At 52.9% G+C, this 6,949-nt stretch carries 7 protein-coding genes; 5 read left to right on the forward strand and 2 right to left on the reverse strand.

Annotated features, from left to right (window positions below):
- Window positions 1–3: 3 nt before the first annotated feature.
- Window positions 4–1,626 carry a phosphoglycerate dehydrogenase gene (locus JXO50_01325; protein ID MBN2331729.1) on the reverse strand — a complete coding sequence of 541 codons (1,623 nt, stop codon included), beginning with the start codon at window positions 1,624–1,626 and terminating at the stop codon, window positions 4–6.
- Between the two features lie 244 nt (window positions 1,627–1,870).
- Between JXO50_01325 and JXO50_01330 the strand changes: the two genes are divergently transcribed.
- The 5 genes from JXO50_01330 to JXO50_01350 all read left to right on the forward strand — a co-directional run bounded on the left by JXO50_01330 (window position 1,871) and on the right by JXO50_01350 (window position 6,592).
- Window positions 1,871–3,040 (forward strand): ABC transporter substrate-binding protein, encoded by a 1,170-nt coding sequence (locus JXO50_01330; protein ID MBN2331730.1) that lies wholly within the window; start codon window positions 1,871–1,873, stop codon window positions 3,038–3,040.
- 63 nt (window positions 3,041–3,103) lie between these two features.
- Complete coding sequence (locus tag JXO50_01335) at window positions 3,104–4,030, forward strand: branched-chain amino acid ABC transporter permease (protein MBN2331731.1); 927 nt, start codon at window positions 3,104–3,106, stop codon at window positions 4,028–4,030.
- A 6-nt stretch (window positions 4,031–4,036) separates the two neighbouring features.
- A complete protein-coding gene (locus JXO50_01340; GenBank protein MBN2331732.1) occupies window positions 4,037–5,056 on the forward strand; it encodes a branched-chain amino acid ABC transporter permease in 1,020 nt (339 codons plus the stop codon).
- Between the two features lie 15 nt (window positions 5,057–5,071).
- A complete protein-coding gene (locus JXO50_01345; protein ID MBN2331733.1) occupies window positions 5,072–5,839 on the forward strand; it encodes an ABC transporter ATP-binding protein in 768 nt (255 codons plus the stop codon).
- A 30-nt stretch (window positions 5,840–5,869) separates the two neighbouring features.
- Complete coding sequence (locus JXO50_01350) at window positions 5,870–6,592, forward strand: ABC transporter ATP-binding protein (GenBank protein ID MBN2331734.1); 723 nt, start codon at window positions 5,870–5,872, stop codon at window positions 6,590–6,592.
- 137 nt (window positions 6,593–6,729) lie between these two features.
- On the opposite strand, the gene JXO50_01355 is transcribed toward JXO50_01350, so the two are convergent.
- Window positions 6,730–6,949 (reverse strand): hypothetical protein (locus JXO50_01355; protein ID MBN2331735.1); only part of this gene is annotated, 220 nt, incomplete at its 5' end.

The following is a 6,949-nucleotide window of genomic DNA, read 5'->3' on the forward strand; positions in this document are numbered from 1 at the left end:
CGGCTACAATGTCACCACCTTTGCTTCCAGCAGGCCGTCCTGCTCCAGCAGCTCATCAATAACCTCTTTGGGCACCTCATTATCCAGGGAGACAAAGGATACCGCCTTGCCGCCCTTGACCCGCGACAGGTTGAAGCCGGCAATGTTGATCTGGTGCTTGCCGAGCACCGTGCCCACTTTGCCGACAATCCCCGGTTTATCAATATTTTTGAAATAGAGGTAGTTACCCTGGGCAACCATTTCCAGGTGAAACTGGTCAAGGAAGAGGATTCGGCAGACATTATCGGCAAAGACCGTCCCGCCCATGAGATGTTCGCCCTCATCCGTCTTAATCCTAAGAAGGAGCAGATCATTGTAATTTTCATAGGAGGAAGTTTTCGATTCCTGGATATCCATATCCCGCTCCTTGGCCAGGTAGGGAGCGTTGATGAAGGAAACCGCTTCTTTGACATGTTTTTCCAGAAACCCCTTCAAGCCGGCAACCGTAAAGGGTTGAAAGCTGAAGGGGATATCAAACACCCGTTCGCCAAAATCCTCTTTGAACTTATTGCCGACCATGGTGATCTGAAACGCTTCCGGCCGCCCTTTGGCAACCTGGGCCGCCAGACGGCCCATGGCTTCAGCCAGATCAAAGTACAGCTGCATAGGAGCCGGCAGCTGGGATCGCATGTAAGGGATATTGACCGCATTTTCGTAGGCCCGGCCCCGGAGGGCGTTGATAACCTGCTCGGCAATGATCACTGCCACCCCTTCCTGGCCTTCAACGGTATTGGCCCCAATGTGGGGGGTAACGAAAACATTTTCCAACTCCAGCAGTTTATGATGTCCCAGTGGTTCCTGCCCAAAGACATCGACGCCGGCGGCAAAAACTTTGCCCGACTTCACCGCCTCATACAGATCATCCTCATTAATGATGCCACCGCGGGCACAGTTGACCACCACCACCCCGTCTTTCATCAGGGAAAATTCCTGGGCGGTGATCATATTCTGGGTTTCTTCGGTTTTCGGGGTGTGGATGGTTATGACATCACTTAAGGCCAGTAAATCTTCCAGACGATCATAGAGGGTTACTCCCAGGCCTTCCGACTTCACCTTTTTGATATAGGGATCAAACGCAATAACTTTCATCCCGAACGCCTTGGCCCGCGCCGCCACGCTGCCGCCTATCCGCCCCAGACCAACAACCCCGAGGGTTTTGCCGTAGAGCTGGCGACCCATGAACTTCTTCCGCGTCCATTCCTCTTTTTTCAGCGAGGTGTTGGCCGCCGGGATTTTACGGGCTGCGGCCAGCATCATCCCCATGGTCAACTCGGTGGCGGCAATGGTATTGCCAGTGGGTGCGTTCATGACAATCACCCCTTTAATACTGGCCGCTTCCAGATCGATATTATCCAGCCCGACACCGGCCCGACCGATAATTTTCAGCCGACCGGGGTTTTCCAGCAGGTCAGCCGTTACCGTCGTACCACTGCGGGTAATAATGGCATCATACTGACCAATAATCGTTTTCAACGCTTCATGAGGAATGCCAACCTGGATATCCAGCTCGACGTCTTTTTCCCGTTCCAAGACAGCGATCCCCTCAGGGGCCAAATTGTCAGTGATCAGAACCTTGAATGCGGCCATGCTTACCTCCCAGTTTTTTCTGCTTTTTTCCCGCCGTCAGGCGATTGCCACCGGCTCATGCCTCAACTGTACTAGCAAAAACCGTCCACCAGCACAAGAGAGAAGGAGCTCCCGGGAAAACTTTTCCCGCCGCTCTTTTGCCATATCCCGGCCAGTTGCCGCCCGAAACCCCTTGACGTGTACTGAAAAAATCTGATAGGCAAAACCGATTGTCTTTCAACCTGCCATATAATGAGGATCAGCCATGAAGAAGATTTTTTCTATCATCCTGATGCTGGCGCTGTTTCTGGCTCTGGCCATTCCCGGATTTGCCTCAACAAAAACCATCACCATCGGTTTTAATATCCCGCTAACCGGTGAGATCCCCAAGGTGGGAGAATCCTCTAAGTTTGCAGCTGAGATGCTGAAGGAGGACATTAACAGTGCCGGCGGCCTACAGGTGGGGAAAGAGAAATACCTGCTGGAATTCATCTATGAAGACAACGAGTCTAAAGCCGAATCAGCAGTTGCCGTAGCCCAGAAACTCATCGATCGCAACAAGGTACTGGCTATCATCGGCCCCAACTCGAGCAAACAGGCGGTACCCGCCGGTGAGATTGCCGATATGAACGAAACCCCAATGATCTCCCCCTGGTCGACCAATCCTGACACCACCAAGGACCGGCCGTGGGTTTTCCGGGCTGCGTTCCTGGATCCCTTCCAGGGACCGGTGGCAGTCGACTTTGCCATGGCCCAGTTCAAGGCAAAAACCGCTGCGGTACTCTATGCGCTGGCCAATGATTACAGCAAGGGCCTGGCGGAAATTTTCAGGGATGATTTTGAAAAAAAGAATGGTGCCGGCTCCGTGGTCGCCTTCGAAAGCTATGGTGATCGCGACCAGGACTTCAGTGCCCAGTTGACAACTATCATCGCCGCCAAACCTGACTTCATTTTCCTGCCCAACAACTATAATGAAGTCGCCCTGACCGTCAAGCAGGCCCATGATCTCGGTTGGCAAGGGCCTTTCATGGGGTCGGATGCCTGGGGTTCCGCCGAACTGATGACCCTCTGCGGCAATGACTGCATCGGCCATTATTTTTCCACCCACTATGCCGCTGCCGGTGCCCAAGGCGACACCAAGGCTTTTATCGATACGTTTAACGCCACCTATGGATACGTTCCCGATGATGTTGCCGCCCTGACCTGGGATGCCACCCGCCTGGTGCTTCAGGCAATTCAAAATCACGGCACACTGACCGGCAAGGTTCGCAAAGACCGCAAGGCAATTCGTCAGGCGCTGAGCGACATCAAGAGTTTTGCCGGGGTCACCGGCCAGATGAAGTTTGATGACCAGGGTGATCCCATCAAGTGCGCCGTGGTGGTCCGCATCAACGATAAAGGGGAATTTGTCTTCACCAAATCTGTCTGTCCCTGATCGGCAGCCCCTCTTTCAGCGTTCCAGCACCGCCCTGGAAAAGAGTTGGAACTGGATGGCACCATGCTGCAATCTATCGCCCAGAACCTCTTGAACGCCCTGCAATGGGGGAGTTTCTACTCTCTCATTGCTTTGGGCTACACTCTGGTGTATGGCGTCTTGCTGCTGATCAACTTTGCCCATGGCGATATTGTCATGGTCGGGGCTTATATCGCATTTTTCGTCTCTTCCCTGCTCCTGGGGCACTACCAGATGCTGCCCTTCAACCTGCCAGGTGGGGTAGCCCTGGCGCTGGCCATCCCTTTGACCATGATACTCACGGCAGCCGTGGGGGTCACCCTGGAACGCATCGCCTACCGGCCCCTGCGGCGAAAAGGCGCCCACCGCCTCTACGTTGTCATCACCGCCCTCATGTGCGGCCTTATCCTGGAAAACGGCAATCTGGCCCTGCTGGGAGCCAGCCGGAAAAAATTTCCAGAGATGGTTGACAAGGTTGTCTATACCTTCGGTGCCGTAAGCGTCACCAACCTGAAGATAGCGGTTATCTTTACTGCGTTTCTGGTTTTTTTCCTGCTCCAGTTCATCGTCACCAAAACAAAAATCGGCATGGCCATGCGGGCCATTTCCTATGACAAGTTTGCCGTTCCTTTGATGGGCATCCCCATTGATAACGTTATTGTGTTCACGTTTATCCTTGGCTCTTCACTGGCAGGCCTGGCAGGTCTGCTCTCTGCCCTCTCCTACCCCATCCTCGATCCGTATATGGGCCTTTCCATTGGCTGGAAAGCATTTATTGCGGCGGTGGTGGGAGGCATCGGCGATATCCGCGGCGCCTTTGCCGGCGGCTTTATTCTCGGTTTTCTGGAAATCATGGTAGTCGCTTTTTTCCCCTCCACCTACCGGGATCTTTTCGCCTTCAGTATTCTGTTGTTTATCCTGACCCTGAGGCCCACTGGGCTTTTCGGGGTTGCCAAAACAACCAAGATTTAAAGCCATATGATACAAGAAAAAATGACCGTCCCGGCTGCCCTGCTCACCCTGTTGATGATGATCATGGGGCTAGCCCATTTCGAAATCATTGATCTCTATACCCAAACCATCATCCTGTTTATCGGCATCAACATCATCATCTCATCGAGCCTGAACCTGGTTAACGGTCACATGGGTGAATTTTCCTGCGGCCATGCTGGTTTTATCGCGGTCGGCGCCTATGTCTCCTCCATTCTCTCCGTCGCTCTGTTCACCCAGGATCGGGTTTTCGGCGCCCCCCTGCTGCCGCCGGCATATGCCGCCCTCGCTTTCCCACTGATCATCTTTGCCGGCGGACTGGCGGCGGCTTTTGCCGGCCTGCTGGTCGCCCTGCCATCCTTTAAAACCAGAGGAGACTATCTGGCCATTATCACCATTGCCGCCAACTATATTATTATCACTCTGATTATCAATATTGACAAAATCGGCGGTGCCAGGGGTTTTATGGGCATGAAGCGGGTGGTCATGGCGATGGAGGAGGTGGCCGAAATTCCCTGGATGATCTTGTGGGTTTTTCTTTTCACGGTGCTGGTGGTCATGGCCATTCGCCGCTTTGTTTCCTCCACCTACGGCAAAGGCATCATCGCCATCCAGCAGGATGAGGTGGCGGCTGAAATTATGAGCGTCAACACCAATAAAATGAAACTGATTGCTTTTATGCTCTCTTCCGGCCTGGCCGGCGTGGCCGGCGGTTTGTACGCCCATGTGGTGGGCTATGTCAACCCCAAGTCATTTGATATCCTCAAATCCACTGAAGCGCTGGTCATGGTCTATCTGGGAGGCATGGGATCAATTACCGGCTCAGTACTTTCCGCCGTTTTCTTCACCCTCCTACTGGAGGCCCTGCGACCTCTGCAGATCATCAAGTGGATTGTTATCCCGCTGCTGCTCATTATTCTAATGCAATTTCGCCCCGAAGGAATCATGGGGCACCGGGAGCTGGGAGATATTTTCCCCAGGCTGAAAAAATTTTACCGTTTCAAGTAAGCGATTGACATCACGATGACTGTCCTGAAAATAGAAGGGTTGACCCAGCATTTCAGTGGCCTGTGCGCTCTCTCGGACTTCAATGTCCAAGTGGGAAAACAGGAACTGGTGGGCCTGATCGGCCCTAATGGTGCCGGTAAAACCACCGTGTTCAATGTGGTCAGCGGCTTCTATCAGCCGACCCGCGGCACCATCACCTTTTTTGACCAGCCCATTGCCGGCCTGAAGCCTCATCAGGTTACCACCTACGGTATCGCCAGAACCTTTCAGAATATCAGACTCTGGAATGAACTGACCGTACTGGAAAATATTTCCCTGGCTCAGCACGGGACCCTTAACTACGGCATGATGGATCTCTTTTTCCGCACCCGTCGCTATCAACAACGTGAACGGGAGATTCGCGATCTGGCCCTTGAACTGCTGGAGATCTTCAAGCTGTCCCCCTTTGCCGGGGAAAAACCAAAAAATCTTCCCTATGGCCTGCAGCGCAAGGTGGAAATCGCCCGGGCGCTTTCATCCCGACCGCAGTTGCTGCTGCTCGATGAACCGGCAGCCGGCCTCAACTCCAAGGACATTTTTGAACTTATTGATCTCATCCAGTGGATTTTCGAGGAATTTGACCTGAGCATCTGGATGATTGAACACCAGATGAAGGTTGTCATGAGTCTCTGCTCCAGAATCACCGTCATCGATTTCGGCGAAACCATCGCGGAAGGAACCCCGGAGGAAATTCAGAACAACCCGGAAGTTATCAAGGCGTACCTGGGAGATGACCTCATATAGGAACCATTCAGCTTTTTAAAAGGATGATCAATGCTGCTTGAAGTAGAAAATCTGCAGGTCAAATATGGCAATATTGCCGCCCTCCATGGCATCAGTTTCCATGTCCACGAGGGTGAAATTGTTACCCTGATCGGGGCCAACGGGGCCGGCAAAACAACCACCCTCCATACCATCTGCCGGCTCCCGCCACCCGAGGCGCCAAAACTGACCGAGGGAGATATCCGCTACCGGGGGAAAAGCATTGTCAACGTCGAGCCCCATGATATGGTCAGGAAACTCCATCTTGCTTTGGTACCCGAAGGACGCCATATCTTCGGCAACCTGACCGTAATGGAAAACCTCAAGCTGGCCACCTATTCCCGGAAACATGTCGTTCATGATGGTGCTTACCAGCAGGTCTTCGACCTGTTCCCCCGTCTGGCTGAGCGGCGCAAACAGCGCAGTGAATCATTAAGCGGCGGCGAGCAGCAGATGCTGGCCGTTGGCCGGGCGCTGATGACCGGCTGCACCTTCATCATGCTTGATGAACCCTCCATGGGACTGGCCCCGCTGCTGATGTACGATATGTTCCGGGCTTTGAAGAAACTCAACGAAGAGGGCATGACCATCCTGCTCATTGAACAGAATGCCCATATCGCCCTGCAGTGCGCCCACCGTGGCTATCTGCTGGATACCGGCAACATTATCATTTCCGGCACATCACAGGAACTGATGGATACCCCTGAAGTGCAAAAAGCCTATTTGGGCGGCTAAAAAAACCTCTTTACCCGATACTTTCAGCCAGTTTCAGGACCAACGTTTCACTCTCCTCCCAACCAAGACAGGGATCGGTAATCGAGCGGCCAAACTCCGTGCCCGATGCTCCCTGTGCCCCTGGCAACAGGTAGCTCTCAATCATCAATCCACGGGATCATTCCTGCCAGATGCTTTGCCTGACGGCGACTGTGCATCACTTCAGCGGCGATTCGCGGCTGTTCCTTATATTTTTTACCTGAATTAGAGTGGTTCAGATCAACAATAATGGGATAACGTATAATAAATTTCGCTTTTATAAAAATGGCAGTGCCCTTACAATTGGGATCAATTGAAGACCGCAAAGAAATCAATTGA

Source organism: Candidatus Anaeroferrophillus wilburensis (assembly GCA_016934315.1).
Taxonomy (GTDB): domain Bacteria; phylum Desulfobacterota; class Anaeroferrophillalia; order Anaeroferrophillales; family Anaeroferrophillaceae; genus Anaeroferrophillus; species Anaeroferrophillus wilburensis.

Excerpts from the sequence above, each read along its gene's own strand:
- JXO50_01325 (MBN2331729.1), bottom strand. The coding sequence starts at position 1,626 with ATGGCCGCATTCAAGGTTCTGATCACTGACAATTTGGCCCCTGAGGGG.
- JXO50_01330 (MBN2331730.1), top strand. The coding sequence starts at position 1,871 with ATGAAGAAGATTTTTTCTATCATCCTGATGCTGGCGCTGTTTCTGGCT.
- JXO50_01335 (MBN2331731.1), top strand. The coding sequence starts at position 3,104 with ATGCTGCAATCTATCGCCCAGAACCTCTTGAACGCCCTGCAATGGGGG.
- JXO50_01340 (MBN2331732.1), top strand. The coding sequence starts at position 4,037 with ATGATACAAGAAAAAATGACCGTCCCGGCTGCCCTGCTCACCCTGTTG.
- JXO50_01345 (MBN2331733.1), top strand. The coding sequence starts at position 5,072 with ATGACTGTCCTGAAAATAGAAGGGTTGACCCAGCATTTCAGTGGCCTG.
- JXO50_01350 (MBN2331734.1), top strand. The coding sequence starts at position 5,870 with ATGCTGCTTGAAGTAGAAAATCTGCAGGTCAAATATGGCAATATTGCC.